This is a genomic window from Mycobacterium sp. (genome assembly GCF_035506235.1).
Classification (GTDB): Bacteria; Actinomycetota; Actinomycetes; order Mycobacteriales; family Mycobacteriaceae; genus Mycobacterium.
The window spans coordinates 1-14,766 of sequence record NZ_DATJPU010000182.1; the positions used below are offsets into that span (position 1 = coordinate 1).

Sequence of the window (14,766 nt, forward strand, 5' to 3'; positions counted from 1 at the left end):
CCGCGCCGACGACTCCCACCCGCTGGATCGCTGCGTCGCTCACTTGTTGTTATCTCCAGTCGTATTGTGGTGCACCGCAATAGGCCCCGCCCAGGTTGCCCCGGGCGGGGCCTATGCTACTGCTACTGCTTTTCAGTGCGCCGCGCGTGTAGTCAGGGCGAGAATTCGACCGAATTTTCGCCGCAGGTGCACGTTCGGCGTGATCAGTGGCTTACATCGTTGTTCCACTTCGTCCTCGCGGGCAAGCCCGCTCGTCCTCAGTGGAACTGGCCCTCTTCGGTCGAACCCGTCAGCGCCGTCGTCGACGAGGTGGGGTCGACCGTGGTGGCGATCCGGTCGAAGTAGCCGGCACCGACCTCGCGCTGGTGCTTGGTGGCGGTGTAGCCACGCTCCTCGGCGGCGAACTCGCGTTCCTGCAACTCGACGTAGGCGCTCATCTGGTTGCGGGCGTAGCCGTAGGCCAGGTCGAACATCGAATAGTTCAGCGCGTGGAAGCCGGCCAGCGTGATGAACTGGAACTTGAATCCCATTGCGGCAAGCTCCTTTTGGAACTTCGCGATGGTGCCGTCGTCCAGGTGCTTGCGCCAGTTGAACGACGGCGAGCAGTTGTACGCCAGCATCTGGTCGGGGTACGCCTCCTTGACCGCCTCGGAGAACTTGCGCGCGACCTCCAGGTCGGGGGTCCCGGTCTCCATCCAGATCAGGTCGGCGAACGGCGCGTAGGCCTTCGCCCGCGCGATGCAGGGCTCGATGCCGTTCTTGGTGCGGTAGAAGCCCTCCTTGGTGCGCTCGCCGGTGATGAACGGCTGGTCGCGCTCGTCGACGTCGGACGTGATCAGCGTGGCCGCTTCGGCGTCCGTGCGGGCGATCACGACGGTCGGCACGCCGCACACGTCGGCGGCCAGCCGGGCCGAGGTCAGGGTGCGGATGTGCTGCTGGGTGGGGATCAGCACCTTGCCGCCCAGGTGACCACACTTCTTCTCCGACGCCAGCTGGTCCTCCCAGTGGGAACCCGCGACGCCGGCGGCGATCAGGGCCTTCTGCAGCTCAAACACGTTGAGCGCGCCGCCGAAGCCGGCCTCGCCGTCCGCGACGATCGGCGCCAGCCAGTTCTCCACCGACCTGTCGCCCTCGACCTTGGCGATCTGGTCGGCGCGCTGCAGCGCGTTGTTGATTCGGCGCACCACCTGCGGAACCGAGTTGGCCGGGTACAGGCTCTGGTCGGGGTAGGTGTGGCCGGACAGGTTGGCGTCACCGGCGACCTGCCAGCCCGACAGGTAGATGGCCTTCAGGCCGGCGCGCACCTGCTGGACGGCCTGGTTGCCGGTCAGCGCGCCGAGCGCGTTGACCCACTCGAGGTCGTGCAGCTCCTCCCACAACACCTCCGCGCCGCGGCGGGCCAGGGTGTGCTCCTCGACGACGGTGCCTTGCAGCGCGATGACGTCCTCGGCGGTGTAGGTGCGGGTGACGCTCTTCCACCGCGGGTTCGTGTCCCAGTCCTGCTGCAGCTGCTCGGCGCTCTTCGGGGTGCCAACGACAGACATTGGGGCTTACTCCTTAACAGTTCTTTGCTGAGTTATCGCTAAACGTCCACGCCACCCGCCGCCCGGCGGTAGCTCGGGGCTCAACTTCACTGGCGTGCTAACTCGAAGATGGCACAGCTTGTTACTGCAGGTCCACCCGTTTCATTTGCCAACTTCGGCAACGACTCCGGGGGATTTTGCGAACTTTGCGAAGATTAACACTAACTGAACCGTTTCAGAAGCTACCCGTCAGTAACCGTATCTACGCAGGTCAGGCCAGATATTGGCGGGGCGCCCGTCCCGTTACAGGGCGAAGAGGGCGGCGACGGCTTTAGTCTCGTCGCCGACGGCATATGTGAGCGTTGTAACAGGCCGATCCGCCAGGTTGGGGCCGAACTGATCGGTCGAGCCGGCCGGGTGGATGTGCGAGATGATCTCCAGTTTGTCGCCCAGCGCGACCGGCGCCTCGTGCTCGATCGTGGTGCGCAGCGGCCCCTGCACCAGCTCGGGGTGCGACGCCAGGTAGTCCTCGACCACGCTCCAGTACACCGAATTGTTCATGTGATCGAACAGGTCGATGTCGGTCACCCGGACCGGGAACTCGTGGATCTCGGTGGCTCCGGCTCTCAGGTCGCGGCTGCCGGGCTTCAGATACCCCTTCCACCGCAGCCGGCCGATGGAGGTCGTCTTGTGCAGACCCGCCAGGAAGTCGTCGGCGATGCGGGCGGGCGCCTGCGTTTCCCGGTTGATGTTGATCCAGAACGCCTCGGACTCGATCAGGCCACCCTTGCGACCGTCGATGCGCACCCGCATCTCGCACCACCGGTTGGAGGTGCCCGAACACCAGCGCCGGCAGCGCAGCATGTCCTGGAACTCGATCGGGCGGATCAAGTCGACCATGGTGCGCCGGACGATCCACAGGGGATGGGTCTCCTCGAAGCCCATCTCGCGCAGCTGGTCCTGGCCGATGTCCTGGATGTGCCGGGCACCCGCGTCCAGCCGCAGCCGACCGGTGCGGTCGATGTCACCAACCCGCAGCGGCCATTCGCGATCGAATACATCGGGGTGGCCGTCGGGCACCGGCATCATTATCTTGTCCAGGCTCACGACTTGTCTCCCCGTTCCCTCCGTGTCGGTATCCCAGGTTAACCCCGGGCGCCGCTGCGAATGATGCCAAATCGCGTCTTTCAAACACCAATCGTGAACGGATCCCGCCGCGGTGCCAACTCTGCGAACCGTACCTTCGCAGCGCCCGGTACGCTTTTTGGGTGGCCAAAACCTTCGTCGGCTCCCGCGTTCGCCAGCTCCGCAACGAGCGCGGGTTTTCTCAGGCCGCGCTCGCGCAGATGCTGGAGATCTCGCCGAGCTACCTCAACCAGATCGAGCACGACGTCCGGCCCCTGACGGTGGCCGTGCTGCTCCGGATCACCGAGGTGTTCGGGGTGGACGCCACCTTCTTCGCCTCCCAGGACGACACCCGGCTGGTTGCCGAGCTGCGCGAGGTGACGATGGACCGCGACCTGGACATCGACGTCGAGCCCCCCGAAGTGGCCGAGATGGTGAGCGCTCATCCCGTCCTGGCCCGCGCCGTGGTCAACCTGCACCGGCGCTACCGGATCACCACCGCGCAGCTGGCCGCCGCCACCGAGGAGCGGTACTCCGACGGCAGCGGCAGCGGGTCGATCACCATGCCCCACGAGGAGGTGCGCGACTACTTCTACCAGCGCCAGAACTACCTGCACGAGCTGGACACCGCCGCCGAGGACCTCACCATCAAGATGCGGCTGCACCACGGCGACCTGGCCCGCGAGTTGACGCGCCGGCTCACCGAGGTGCACGGGGTACACATCACGCGGCGCATCGACCTCGGGGACACCGTCCTGCACCGCTTCGACCCCAACACCAGGACGCTGGAGATCAGCAACCACCTCTCCTCGGGTCAGCAGGTGTTCAAGCTGGCGGCCGAACTGGCGTACCTCGAGTTCGGCGAGCTGATCGACGGCCTGGTCGCGGAGGGCAAATTCACCAGCGAGGAGTCGCACACGCTGGCCCGGCTGGGCCTGGCCAATTACTTCGCCGCGGCCGCGGTGCTGCCCTACCGCCAGTTTCACGACGTCGCCGAGAACTTCCGCTACGACGTCGAGCGGTTGTCGTCGTTCTACTCGGTCAGTTATGAGACCATCGCGCACCGGCTTTCGACGTTGCAGCGGCCGACGATGCGGGGGGTGCCGTTCTCGTTCGTGCGGGTGGATCGTGCCGGCAACATGTCAAAACGGCAGTCCGCCACCGGTTTTCACTTCTCCTCCAGCGGCGGGACGTGCCCGTTGTGGAACGTTTACGAAACGTTCGCCAACCCGGGCAAAATCCTGGTGCAGATCGCCCAGATGCCCGATGGCCGCAACTACATGTGGGTGGCCCGCACCGTGGAACGCCGCGCAGCGCGGTATGGTCAGGCGGGTAAGACCTTCGCGATCGGGCTGGGCTGCGAGCTCCGTCACGCGCACCGGCTCGTCTACTCGGAAGGACTGAACTTGGCGGGCGACCTGGAGAACATCGCCACACCCATCGGTGCCGGCTGCCGGGTCTGCGAACGCGACAACTGCCCGCAGCGGGCGTTCCCGGCGCTGGGCCGCGCGCTCGACCTCGACGAGCACCGCAGCACCGTGTCCCCGTACCTGGTGAAGCAACCGTGACCGCGGCTCACGACGGTCAAGCCGGTCAGGCCGGTCGCATCCCGTCGGGCCGGTTCCGCGAGCTCGGGCCGATCAACTGGTTGATGGCGAAGTTGGCCGCGCGCAGGATGCGGGTTCCGGAGATGCACCTGTTCACCACCCTGGGCCAGCGCCGGATGCTGTTCTGGACCTGGTCGATGTACAGCGGCCGGCTGCTGCGGGGCCGGCTGCCGGCGATCGACACCGAGTTGGTGATCCTTCGGGTCGCGCATGTGCGCGGTTGCGAATACGAGTTGCAGCACCATCGCGGGATGGCACGAAATCAGGGGCTGGACGACGACCTGCAGGCCGCCATTTTCGCGTGGCCCGAGACGCTGGACCGGGTCGGGGCCCGCCTGACCGTCCGGCAGCAGGCGCTGCTGGCAGCCACCGACGAGTTCATCAAGCAACGCACGGTCACCGACGAGACCTGGCGGCAGCTGGCGACGCACCTGGATCGGCGCCAGCTCATCGAATTCTGTCTGCTGGCAAGCCAATACGACGGCCTGGCCGCGACGATGTCCGCGCTGGCGATCCCCTTGGACAGGCCCGGCTAGAAGTAGACGTCGGCCAGCACGGCCAGCGTCAGCACCACCGGCAGCAGGGGCAGGCCGAAGCCGAACGCCGACCACGCGTACTTCAGGCGCCGGCGCTGCAGCGACGCCCACAGGGTGGCGCAGACCGCCAGCGCCAGCGACAGGAGCAACACCGTCGGGGCCCACCGGCCCACCGCCGCGTTGTCGTCGGCGATCGAAAAGGCCACCAGCCACAGGACATAACCCGTGGCGACGCCGCCGATGACGCCGATGACGATGTCGCTGCGAATCATCGGCTCAGAAGTTGATCATGTGGCCGAGAAGGCCGTGGAAGCACTCCTGCAGCGCCTCGGACATGGTGGGATGGGTGTGCACGTTGCGGGCCAGCTCGTTGGCCGTCAGGTCCCACTTCTGCGCCAGCGTCAGCTCGGGCAGCAGCTCGGACACGTCGTGGCCGATCAGGTGGCCGCCCAGCAGCTCGCCGTACTTGCTGTCGGCGACCAGCTTGACGAAACCGCTGGGGTCGCCCAGGCCATGCGCCTTGGCGTTGGCGCTGAACGGGAACTTGGCCACCACGACGTCGTAGCCTTCGTCGCGGGCCTGCTCCTCAGTCAGCCCGAAGCTGGCGACCTGCGGCTGGCAAAACGTCGCGCGCGGCAGCATGCGGTAGTCGCCCAGGGCCAAAGTCTCTGCGCCGGCGATGGTTTCGGCCGCAACCACGCCCATGGCCTCGGCGACGTGGGCCAGCATCAGCCGGCCGGTGACGTCGCCGATGGCGTAGATGTGGTCGACGTTGGTGCGCATGTAGTCGGTGATGCCGATCGCCTTGCGCTCGGTCAGCGCGACCTCGGCCGCCTCCAGCCCGTAGCCCTCGACGTTGGGCGCAAACCCGATGGCCTGCAACACTTTCGCGGCCTTGAGCTCCTGTGCGTTGCCGTCCTTGCTGACGGTCACGGTGACTCCGCCCTCTGCGGAGCCACTGTCGGTTATGGACTCGACCTTGGTCGCGGTCAGGATCTTGACGCCCAGCTTCTTGAACTGCTTCTCGATCTCCTTGGACACCTCGGCGTCCTCGTTGGGCAGCGCGCGCGGCAAGAACTCCACGATGGTCACGTCGACGCCGTAGTTCTTCAGCACGTAGCCGAACTCCATGCCGATGGCCCCCGCCCCGGCGATGATGATCGACTCGGGCAGCTCCCGGGACAGGATCTGTTCCTCGTAGGTCACCACGTTGGCCGACAGCGACGTGCCCGGAACCAGCCGGGTGCTGCTGCCGGTGGCGATGATGACGTTGTCGAACGTGACGGTCTCGGTTCCTCCGTCGTTGAGGTCGACCGAGAGCGTGTGCGGATCGGTGAACCTGCCGTACCCGTCGATCTCGGTGATCTTGTTCTTCTTCATCAGGAAGTGCACGCCGGCGACGCGGCCCTCGGCGACCTTGCGGCTGCGGTCGAAGGCGATGCCGTAATCGAAGGTCGCCTCGCCGTTCATGCCAAAGGTCTTGGCCTCTTTGGTGAAGATGTGGACGAGCTCGGCATTGCGCAGCAACGCCTTGGACGGGATGCAGCCGACGTTGAGGCAGACTCCGCCCCAGTACTTCGACTCGACGACTGCGGTGTTCAGGCCTAGCTGTGCGGCGCGAATGGCCGCGACATATCCGCCGGGGCCTGCCCCGAGGACGACGACGTCATGGTGGGAAGTCACGAGCCCTACCCTAGTGGCCTTTGCCTACGACGAAACCGTTAGTACGGGATGACGCCGACCAGGCAGTGGCCCGTCCGCTCGCAGAAGTAGTAGCCGTACAGGGGCGCGGCGGCAGCGAGGGACGCGAACGGCCCCGACATCACCGCGAGCGACAGCGCCGAGAGCAGGGCCCTGCCCTCCGCCATCGCCAGCATCACGCCGCCCACGGCGCACGCCACGACGTACACCAGGACCGCGAACGCCGTGGGGGTCTTGCTGATCGAGTGGTACCACCAGTAGAACAAGCCGACACCGACCGGGGCCGACACGGCCCACACGCCGAGCAGCACCAAAACCAGCTGCCACCACTTCAGGTACAGGTAGCGACCGGGAACCGTGATCGGCTGCACCGGTACGGCGCCGGCCTCGTCCTCCTGCGGGGACGCGGGCGGCTCGGGCGCCCGCTGCGCCGGTTGCTCCTCCGCCGCGACGAGCGGAATCGGCTGCGAGCCGGTGTCGTCGTCGAAGTCGGGGACGAAGGACTGGGTGCCGGTGTCCTCTTCCTCCTCCTCGAAATCCGGCACGAACGCCTCGGTCCCGGGGCTCGACGCCCGATCGTCGTCGTCAGCCACCGGAGGCCACCTGCAGGGCGACGAGCGCGCCGAACCAACCCAGCCCCAGCGACAGGATGAACGCGCCCACCATCGTCACCCATCGACGCGCGGAAAACAGCACCGTCAGCAGCCCGGTCACGGTCGGGATCCCGACCACCAGCGCGATGACGACGTTGGGACGCACCCTGGCATGGACCACGACGGTGAGCGCAACCCCGGCCAACAGCCCCACCGCGCAACCGATCAGCATGGCGCTGGCCAGCAACCAGGGACGCGGAAGCGGGATCACGCTGACGAGGTTACTGCGGTCATCGAGGGCCGGGGCCGCACGTTCCCGGCGCGGCCGCGGTATCCAGGGGCACCACCCGACCCTGCTCCGACGGGCGCTCGCCACGCTCGTAGGCGGCACCGGTGACGACGGGTGCGACCGCCAGCTCGGCCTTCTCCGCGTCGGTGAAGACGCGGCCCCGGCTGAGGAACCGCACGCCTTCGGGCGCCTCCAGGCTGAACCCGCCGCCGCGGCCCGGCACCACGTCGATGACCAACTGGGTGCGCTTCCAGACCTCGTATTGCGGGCCGGAAATCCACACGGGCACCCCGTCACCCACATCCAGCACGCCGAGCAGCACGTCACGGTCACCGACCAGGAAGTCGCCGCTCGGGTAGCACATCGGCGACGACCCGTCGCAGCAGCCGCCGGACTGATGGAACATCACGGGACCGTGCCGCTCCTGTAGCCGCGCCAACAGGTCCGCGGCGGCGGGGGTGATGACGGCGCCAGCGACCATCAGAAGGAACCCATTGTCAGAAAAATCCCAGCGCCTTGTCGGAGTAGGACACCAGCATGTTCTTCGTCTGCTGGTAGTGCTCGAGCGCCATCTTGTGGCACTCGCGACCGAAACCGGACAGCTTGTAGCCGCCGAACGCCGCGTGCGGCGGATACACGTGGTAGCAGTTGACCCACACCCGGCCGGCCTGGATGTCGCGGCCGGCCCGGTAGGCGGTGTTGCCGTCGCGGCTCCACACGCCCGCGCCCAGGCCGTAAAGGGTGTCGTTGGCGATCGACATCGCGTCGTCGTAGTCGGAGAACGAGGTGACGGCCACCACCGGCCCGAAGATCTCCTCCTGGAAGATCCGCATGGTGTTGTTGCCGCCGAAGATGGTCGGCTGCATGTAGTAGCCGCCCGACAGGTCACCGCCCAGCTCGGCACGCTCCCCGCCGGTGATGATCTTGGCGCCCTCGTCCTTGCCGATCTCGATGTAGGACAGGATCTTTTCCAGTTGGTCGTTGGAGGCCTGCGAACCCAGCATCGTCTCGCTGTCCAGCGGATCGCCCTGCCGCACCGCCTTGGTCCGGATCGCGGCCAGCTCCAGGAACTCGTCGTAGATGTCGGCCTGGATCAGGCTGCGCGACGGGCAGGTGCACACCTCGCCCTGGTTGAGGGCGAACATGGTGAAACCCTCCAGCGCCTTGTCCTGGAAGTCGTCGTTGGCCGCCATCACGTCGGAGAAGAAGACGTTGGGGCTCTTGCCGCCGAGTTCCAGGGTCACCGGGATCAGGTTCTGGGAGGCGTACTGCATGATCAGCCGCCCGGTGGTGGTTTCCCCGGTGAACGCGATCTTGGCGATCCGGTTGCTCGAGGCCAGCGGCTTGCCGGCCTCGGCGCCGAACCCGTTGACGACGTTGACCACTCCCGCCGGCAGCAGGTCGCCGATCAGCGACATCAGATACAGCACCGACGCCGGCGTCTGCTCGGCGGGTTTGAGCACCACCGCGTTGCCGGCCGCCAGCGCGGGCGCCATCTTCCAGGCGGCCATGAGGATCGGGAAGTTCCACGGGATGATCTGCCCCACCACCCCGAGCGGCTCGTGGAAGTGATAGGCGACGGTGTCGGAGTCGATCTGGCTCAGCGAACCCTCCTGGGCGCGGATCGCCGCGGCGAAATACCGGAAATGGTCGGCCGCCAGCGGGATGTCGGCGGCCAGCGCCTCGCGCACCGGCTTGCCGTTGTCCCAGACCTCGGCCACCGCCAGCGCGGCCGTGTTCTCGTCGATCCGCTCGGCGATCTTGTTCAGGATCGCCGCCCGCTCGGCCGGCGCGGTCTTGCCCCACGCCGGGGCCGCGGCGTGCGCGGCATCGAGCGCCTTGTCGATGTCGGCCTCGTCGGAGCGGGCCACCTCGCAGAACGTCTGGCCGGTCACCGGCGTCGGGTTTTCGAAATAACGCCCGCCCACCGGCGCGACCCACTGACCCCCGATGAAGTTCCCGTACCGGGATTCGTACGACATCAACGCCCCGGCAGACCCCGGACGTGCGAAAACAGTCATCTGCTCTCACTCCTCGTTCGACCTCGTGTAATACACCTCACACTACCGCCGGGGGCCAGAATGGCTCCCATGACGCCTGAAGCCGCCGAACCCACCAGCAACGACCCCTACCTCTGGTTGGAGGAGGTCACCGGCGACGAGGCGCTGGCGTGGGCGCGGGCGCGCAACGAACCGACCCTGGCGAAGTTTCGCGACGCGGAGTTCGAGCGGATGCGCGCCGAGGCGCTCGAGGTGCTCGACACCGATGCCCGGATTCCGTATGTGGTCCGCCGAGGCGAGTTCCTCTACAACTTCTGGCGCGACGCCGCCAACCCGCGGGGGCTGTGGCGGCGCACCACGCTGGACAGCTATCGCACCGACTCCCCGGAGTGGGACGTGCTGATCGACGTCGACGAATTGGGTCGCGCCGACGACGAGAAATGGGTGTGGGCCGGCGCCGGCGTCATCGAACCCGACCACACCCGGGCGCTGATCGGCCTGTCCCGCGGCGGCTCGGACGCGTCCATCGTGCGCGAATTCGACATGGCCACACGCGAATTCGTCGCCGACGGGTTTCAGTTGCCGGAGGCCAAGTCGCAGATCGCCTGGGCCGACCCGGACGCCGTACTGGTGGGCACCGACTTCGGCGCAGACTCCCTCACCGACTCCGGCTACCCGCGCGTGATCAAGCGGTGGCGCCGGGGCACGCCGTTGGCCGACGCGCAGGCCGTCTTCGAGGGCTCCCACGCCGACGTCCGCGTCTGCGCGACGGTGGATCGCACCCCCGGCTTCGAGCGCACCTTTCTGGGGCGCGCGCTCGACTTCTGGAACGAAGAGGTCTACGAGCTGCGCGGCCCGGAGCTGATCCGCATCGACGCACCCACCGACGCGAGCCTGTCGGTCCACCGCGAGTGGATCCTGATCGAGCTGCGCACCGACTGGTACACCGGCAACGCGACCTACACCGCGGGTTCGCTGCTGGCGGCCGACTACGACGAATTCCTGGACGGCACAGCCGAATTGGCGGTGGTGTTCGAGCCCGACGAGCACACCGCCCTGAACCACTACGCGTGGACGAGGGACCGCCTGCTCATCGTCACGCTCGCCGACGTGGCCAGCCGCGTCGAGATCGCCACCCCGGGTGAGTGGCGGCGCGAACCGGTCGCGGGCATCCCGGCCGCGACCAACACCATCGTCGTCGCCGCTGACGACACCGGCGACGAGTTCTTCCTCGATTCCAGCGGATTCGTCACGCCCTCGCGGCTGATGCGCGGCGCCGCCGGCGCGCGGCTCGACCCGATCAAGTCCGCCCCGGCATTCTTCGACGCCGGAAACCTTTCGGTGGCACAGCATTTCGTGGCGTCGAAAGACGGCACGGCGATCCCGTACTTCGTCGTGCGGCGCAGCGACGCCGACGGTCCCGGGCCCACCCTGCTGAGCGGATACGGCGGATTCGAAACCGCCAACACGCCGGCCTACAGCGGAGTGCTGGGCCGGCTGTGGCTGGCCCGCGGGGGCACCTACGCGCTGGCCAACATCCGCGGCGGCGGCGAGTACGGGCCCGGCTGGCACACCCAGGCGATGCGCGAGAACCGGCACAAGGTGGCCGAGGACTTCGCCGCGGTGGCAACCGATCTGGTGGACCGCGGGATCACCACGGTCGGGCAGCTGGGCGCGCGGGGCGGCAGCAACGGCGGGCTGCTGATGGGCATCATGCTCACCCAGTACCCGGAAAAGTTCGGCGCGCTGGTGTGCGACGTGCCGCTGCTGGACATGAAGCGTTACCACCTGCTGCTGGCCGGGGCCTCGTGGATGGCCGAGTACGGCGACCCGGACAACCCCGACGACTGGGCGTTCATCTCCGAATACTCGCCCTACCAGAACGTTTCGGCGACGCGCCGCTACCCACCGGTGCTGCTGACCACGTCCACCCGCGACGACCGGGTGCATCCGGGCCATGCCCGCAAGATGACGGCGGCCCTGGAAGCCGCCGGCCATCCGGTCTGGTACTACGAGAACATCGAGGGCGGGCACGCCGGCGCGGCCGACAACGAGCAGGTCGCCTTCAAGTCGGCGCTCAGTTACTCGTTTCTGTGGCGGATGCTGACTCGCGGTTGATGCACTTCTTCGACCAGCGGTCGCACGACCCCGCGGATCGGCAGTGATAAGTCCGTAGTCCCGCCGCATCAGTCCTTTGGCCGGGAGCCGGCTGCTAACTCATCGGGATAGTCGTTGTAAAAGGGCACAAAGCCTTCGTCTCGGCCTTTCAGCACGTAGAGCGGGTCCCCGACGTCGGGTCCGTAGCCCTGCTTGCGCAGACCGCTCTTTTGGCTCTTGAACGTCGAGGTCTGATCCAGTGAATCGACCACCCGAAACAACGGCACCGCGTAGCGGGGCAGCCTCTCATAGACCGTGTCGGCCAACGCCTTGCCGTCAAACTGGTGGCCCTCCTTCAGCACAACGGCGGCCATGCCGGCGCGCCCGTCGGCGCCGGACACCTGCACTCCGAAGACCGTGACCGCTTCAACGCCCGGTCCGGCCGATACGGCTGCTTCGACGTCGGTCGTCGCGACGTTTTCGCCTTTCCACCGGAACGTGTCCCCGAGCCGGTCGGCGAACGCCGCGTGCCGGAAGCCCTGTGGACGCATCAGGTCGCCGGTGTTGATCCAGACGTCGCCGTCGCGGAATGCGTTGCGCACCAGCTTCTTCTCGCTTGCCTCTGCGTCGGTGTAGCCCTCGAACGGCTGCTTGCTGCTGACCTTGCTCAGCAACAGCCCCGGCTGGCCGCCGCGCACCGCCGTGGGCTCGCTCATCCGGGTGTGGACCAACCCCATGTAAACGGACGTGATATCGATGCCGTCGGCGTGGAGTTCCGGTGCGACGCTGCGCAACCACATGTCGAACGCGCCCTTGGAAGCTATGTACGTCCCCCAGCGCGGAGTCGGAATCATCCGGACACCGATGGTCGAAACATTCACGATGTGTCCGGTCCCATGCTCCCGCATCGCCGGAAGTAAGCCGAGCAGCAACCGAATCGGACCGAGATAGTTGGTGTCGATAGTGCGCTGAAAGTCGTGCGGCCTGTCGTACTGAAGTCGCAGCGACCGCCGAATCGACTTGGCGGCATTACTGACGACGATGTCCGGGGGGCCGTGATTCTCATTCACTTGCTTTGTCAGCGCTGCGATTCGCGCCTCGTCGGTCAGGTCGGCCGGATAGGGGACCGCCCGTCCGCCGCCGGCGCCGATCGACGCGGCAACCTCGTCGAGCCTATCCGCCGACCGAGCAACGAGCAGGACGGTCGCCCCGGCGGCGGCCAGTTTGCTGGCAGTCGCCTCACCTATGCCGTAGGAGGCGCCGGTCACCAGCACGGTCTTGCCGGACACCGCACTCTTCAGCCTCGGCCGATCCGACAGTCGCGGCGGATTCACGAGGATGTCGACCACCTTGCCCGTCAACCTCATGGGCACCGGCCTAAGGCCGTCGGAGCCGGCCGGCTGTGGTGCCGAAGAATGCACGCGCTCTCCTTAAACCTCGCATGCCAGGGGGTGCGTTCCATTTGAAAGCAGGCAAGCCTGTGTACCCTTTTTCTTGACGCCCCAAGCCCATAGCCGAATTTGCCGGCCCTATCCGCGACCTGCCGACGCGGGCTCGGTGATGCTACTTGGGACGCTCAGATGCGCTCGGGCCTGGTGGATTTGGTGGTGTGCGTACGTCACCATCGCGGCGGTGGTCATCGTCTCGCCCTCGCGGACGAGCGAATTTGCGTCGGGAATGTGGGTGGTGGTGGCGGTGGGCCCGCTATGTCGGCACGGTGGTATCAAGAGCAGCCCTTGCTTCGCAGGCCTCGACGCGCCGTTCTGGGTTGATCGCCTCGATGGAGGCGGGGTTGTCCTGCAGGTCGTGCCGCGAAGGTGAAGGAGGAACATGATGAAGGTTCTGAAATGGGCGGCAGTGCTGCTGATGGCGATACTGGGCCTGATGGCCGGTGCTTCGGCGCTGGCGTCAGCGGCCCCCGCCACCCAGGCCGATGTGACCTATCTGCAGTTGCTCGATCAGAACGGGGTGTCCTACCCCAATCCCGAGGCGATGGTCTCCTACGCTCATGACCTCGTGGACCAACTGAGCGCCTCCCCACAGAACGACGCCAGTGTGGGCTCGATAGTCAGCACCGGCGAGGAGCGGATGTCTCAGCACGACATGGGCGTGGTCATCGCCGCCGCGGTGGTCGCCTACAGACCGTCCCTGATCCCGGTGGTTCGCCACTGGGCTGACAGCGCCGCCGGCTTCCCCTGTGGTTCCGCGGCTGAGGCGGTGCTGCGATGAAGAAACTGACGGGGGACCACGCCCCTGGCGGCCCGCCTCGGAATCTTGTTCCTGCGGCCCTTACGTCGGCGGCGAACGTCATCGCAGAGATGCGGCTAAGACGGCTTTATCCCGCCCTCGGCGGCGAGGCTACCGGGGCTCACACCATGCTGATTTTCTGGTCTCAACGGCACCACCACGCTCGTCTCCGGCCAATTCTTTCGCTCTTGGTATGCCGACTCGAGAGCGACCGGAAACCCCTCCAGGACGCGGTATACGCCCACTAGTTGCTCCAGGATCGTGATTCGTTGCCGACTCGCCTCGTCCGCCGCCCGCCGGGTCTGCTCACGATACTGATCAGCCTCCTGCTTGGCGTCGGCGAGGAGCTGCTCGCGCTCCTGTTGGGCTTTGTGCCACGCCTCATCGATGGCCGATTGGGTTTCAGCGCGCATCGTGGCCAGTTCGGCGCCTTGCTTTTTCCTGGTTTCCTCGTAAGCGGCATCTAGGGCCCTTCGCTGCGCCGCTATATCGGCCAAAAGCTCGTTGTACTTTCGTTGCGCGGCCTCGTTCTTGGCGTCGGCCGCCGCGATCAGCGCCTCCGACTCGGCCCGCGCCTCGGCCTGCATCTCGGAAACCTCGTCGACAGCACGCCGCAGCATCTTCGCCATCCGCTGTTGCATCGCATGCGGCGAGGGTGAGCTGTCCGTGAGGATGGCGACCTCGTCCGTGAGGACGGTGACCTCAATCCGCAGCGCGGCTGCTTCATCGCCAGATTCCTTGAGCCGGGCCCTTAGGCTCTGAACTTCGTCGAGCAGCAACTGCTGCTTGGTGATCAACTTCTGGATGCAGGCATCAACTGCAGCCGGATCGTAGCCCCTGAACATGCGATCGAACATCACTGCGGGTTCCGTTATCACGGCCGATTCCCCCTTCTGGAAACGCCCGGTGAGACCGACTCCTGAGCCGATTATTTCACGGTCATGCACACCAGTGTTATCGCAGATGAGGTCCCAGTTTTGTCGGGCTCTTGCCGGATGTCCATCGAGCGATTGGACACTCCACAAGGCACCGTTGGCTTCACAGTTGG

Annotated in this window: 13 protein-coding genes and 2 pseudogenes; 4 read left to right on the plus strand and 11 right to left on the minus strand. The window is 66.6% G+C overall.

Annotated features, from left to right (window positions below; translation table 11 throughout):
- Positions 1 to 257 precede the first annotated feature (257 nt).
- Together aceA and VMD50_RS17265 are read right to left on the minus strand one after the other, a co-directional pair.
- A complete protein-coding gene (gene aceA / locus VMD50_RS17260; RefSeq protein WP_325428947.1) occupies positions 258 to 1,544 on the minus strand; it encodes an isocitrate lyase in 1,287 nt (428 codons plus the stop codon).
- A gap of 282 nt (positions 1,545 to 1,826) precedes the next feature.
- Positions 1,827 to 2,630, minus strand: a complete 804-nt coding sequence (locus VMD50_RS17265; protein ID WP_325428948.1) for an acyl-[acyl-carrier-protein] thioesterase — start codon at positions 2,628 to 2,630, stop codon at positions 1,827 to 1,829.
- Positions 2,631 to 2,791: 161 nt separating this feature from the next.
- Between VMD50_RS17265 and ramB the strand changes: the two genes are divergently transcribed.
- On the plus strand, positions 2,792 to 4,216 hold the full coding sequence (gene ramB, locus VMD50_RS17270) for an acetate metabolism transcriptional regulator RamB (protein ID WP_325428949.1): 1,425 nt from the start codon (positions 2,792 to 2,794) through the stop codon (positions 4,214 to 4,216).
- Between the two features lie 83 nt (positions 4,217 to 4,299).
- A complete protein-coding gene (locus VMD50_RS17275) occupies positions 4,300 to 4,791 on the plus strand; it encodes a carboxymuconolactone decarboxylase family protein (RefSeq protein ID WP_325429003.1) in 492 nt (163 codons plus the stop codon).
- Here the strand turns inward: VMD50_RS17275 and VMD50_RS17280 are convergent.
- Genes VMD50_RS17280 through exaC form a run of 6 tightly spaced genes read right to left on the minus strand, consistent with a single transcriptional unit; the run spans position 4,788 to position 9,395 of the window.
- Positions 4,788 to 5,063: a hypothetical protein gene (locus VMD50_RS17280; RefSeq protein ID WP_325428951.1), complete on the minus strand. Its 276-nt coding sequence runs from the start codon at positions 5,061 to 5,063 to the stop codon at positions 4,788 to 4,790. The genes VMD50_RS17275 and VMD50_RS17280 overlap by 4 nt on opposite strands.
- A 4-nt stretch (positions 5,064 to 5,067) precedes the next feature.
- Entirely contained in the window at positions 5,068 to 6,474 is a 1,407-nt protein-coding gene (gene lpdA / locus VMD50_RS17285; protein WP_325428953.1) for a dihydrolipoyl dehydrogenase, read from the minus strand.
- A gap of 38 nt (positions 6,475 to 6,512) precedes the next feature.
- On the minus strand, positions 6,513 to 7,085 hold the full coding sequence (locus VMD50_RS17290) for a hypothetical protein (RefSeq protein ID WP_325428955.1): 573 nt from the start codon (positions 7,083 to 7,085) through the stop codon (positions 6,513 to 6,515).
- Positions 7,078 to 7,356, minus strand: a complete 279-nt coding sequence (locus tag VMD50_RS17295; protein ID WP_325428957.1) for a putative holin — start codon at positions 7,354 to 7,356, stop codon at positions 7,078 to 7,080. Before VMD50_RS17295 ends, VMD50_RS17290 begins: the two co-directional genes overlap by 8 nt.
- A 19-nt stretch (positions 7,357 to 7,375) precedes the next feature.
- Positions 7,376 to 7,855, minus strand: a complete 480-nt coding sequence (locus VMD50_RS17300) for a DUF779 domain-containing protein (RefSeq protein WP_325428959.1) — start codon at positions 7,853 to 7,855, stop codon at positions 7,376 to 7,378.
- A gap of 16 nt (positions 7,856 to 7,871) precedes the next feature.
- Entirely contained in the window at positions 7,872 to 9,395 is a 1,524-nt protein-coding gene (exaC, locus tag VMD50_RS17305) for an acetaldehyde dehydrogenase ExaC (RefSeq protein ID WP_325428961.1), read from the minus strand.
- A 69-nt stretch (positions 9,396 to 9,464) separates the two neighbouring features.
- Between exaC and VMD50_RS17310 the strand changes: the two genes are divergently transcribed.
- The gene (locus VMD50_RS17310; RefSeq protein ID WP_325428963.1) at positions 9,465 to 11,492 is read left to right on the plus strand and encodes a prolyl oligopeptidase family serine peptidase; all 2,028 of its coding nucleotides are present in this window, start codon (positions 9,465 to 9,467) and stop codon (positions 11,490 to 11,492) included.
- Positions 11,493 to 11,560: 68 nt separating this feature from the next.
- On the opposite strand, the pseudogene VMD50_RS17315 reads toward VMD50_RS17310, so the two are convergent.
- Both VMD50_RS17315 and VMD50_RS17320 read right to left on the minus strand, forming a co-directional pair.
- Positions 11,561 to 12,160, minus strand: a pseudogene (locus VMD50_RS17315) (AMP-binding enzyme); the annotation flags it as partial.
- A pseudogene (locus VMD50_RS17320) lies at positions 12,146 to 12,838 on the minus strand (SDR family NAD(P)-dependent oxidoreductase); the annotation flags it as partial. The pseudogenes VMD50_RS17315 and VMD50_RS17320, both read right to left, overlap by 15 nt.
- Positions 12,839 to 13,304: 466 nt before the next feature.
- Between VMD50_RS17320 and VMD50_RS17325 the strand changes: the two are divergent.
- Complete coding sequence (locus tag VMD50_RS17325) at positions 13,305 to 13,700, plus strand: DUF732 domain-containing protein (protein WP_325428965.1); 396 nt, start codon at positions 13,305 to 13,307, stop codon at positions 13,698 to 13,700.
- A gap of 95 nt (positions 13,701 to 13,795) precedes the next feature.
- Here VMD50_RS17325 and VMD50_RS17330 read toward each other — a convergent pair whose 3' ends face one another.
- Positions 13,796 to 14,596 (minus strand): cell division protein DivIVA, encoded by an 801-nt coding sequence (locus VMD50_RS17330; protein ID WP_325429005.1) that lies wholly within the window; start codon positions 14,594 to 14,596, stop codon positions 13,796 to 13,798.
- Positions 14,597 to 14,766: the final 170 nt, after the last annotated feature.

Excerpts from the sequence above, each read along its gene's own strand:
- aceA (WP_325428947.1), bottom strand. The coding sequence starts at position 1,544 with ATGTCTGTCGTTGGCACCCCGAAGAGCGCCGAGCAGCTGCAGCAGGAC.
- VMD50_RS17275 (WP_325429003.1), top strand. The coding sequence starts at position 4,300 with ATGGCGAAGTTGGCCGCGCGCAGGATGCGGGTTCCGGAGATGCACCTG.
- VMD50_RS17280 (WP_325428951.1), bottom strand. The coding sequence starts at position 5,063 with ATGATTCGCAGCGACATCGTCATCGGCGTCATCGGCGGCGTCGCCACG.
- VMD50_RS17300 (WP_325428959.1), bottom strand. The coding sequence starts at position 7,855 with ATGGTCGCTGGCGCCGTCATCACCCCCGCCGCCGCGGACCTGTTGGCG.
- exaC (WP_325428961.1), bottom strand. The coding sequence starts at position 9,395 with ATGACTGTTTTCGCACGTCCGGGGTCTGCCGGGGCGTTGATGTCGTAC.
- VMD50_RS17310 (WP_325428963.1), top strand. The coding sequence starts at position 9,465 with ATGACGCCTGAAGCCGCCGAACCCACCAGCAACGACCCCTACCTCTGG.
- VMD50_RS17325 (WP_325428965.1), top strand. The coding sequence starts at position 13,305 with ATGAAGGTTCTGAAATGGGCGGCAGTGCTGCTGATGGCGATACTGGGC.